The 466-nt window shown below is 66.1% G+C and carries 1 protein-coding gene; it reads right to left on the bottom strand.

Annotation, left to right across the window (positions count from 1 at the left end):
* Positions 1 to 71 precede the first annotated feature (71 nt).
* Positions 72 to 466: thiaminase II/PqqC family protein (locus KHA85_RS20170; protein ID WP_498039900.1), on the bottom strand; the 395-nt coding region annotated here is incomplete at its 5' end.

Raw genomic sequence — 466 nt, 5'->3', positions numbered from 1 at the left:
GAAGACGATTTGCTGACCGAAACGCAGGCTGAGATCCCGCACCTGGATGCCGGGCGGGAGACGCGGGGTGGTCATGAGGCGTTCAGCCCCATTTGCCAAAATGCCGATTCCAGCTGGGTGGCGGTGGTGAAAATCTGCGCCAGCTCGGTGAAGCGGCCTTGTGCGCCGCGCTGGTGGCCGACGGTTTCCAGCAGCTCGATGGCGGCGCGCACGCCGGCCAGATAGCCCTCGTCGCCGTAGTTGCGGATCCAGGAGGCGTAAGGATTGCCCTCCATTTGGGTGGCGGGATCGTGCAGCAGCCGCAGGCCGATTTCGGCATAGCCGGCCACGCAGGGCAGCAGGCCAGCCAGCAGATCGAGGGCGTCGCCGGCATGGCCGATATCCAGCACGTAGCGGGTATAGTTCATGGTTTCCGCCGCTTCCGGCTGGGCGGCGATCTGCGCTTCGCTCAGCCCCCATTCGGCGC

The organism is Dietzia massiliensis, from assembly GCF_018390595.1.
In the GTDB taxonomy this organism is placed as follows: Bacteria; Actinomycetota; Actinomycetes; order Mycobacteriales; family Mycobacteriaceae; genus Dietzia; species Dietzia massiliensis.
Note: the sequence above shows the minus strand (reverse complement) of the source record. Positions and strands in the feature narration are given on the sequence as shown.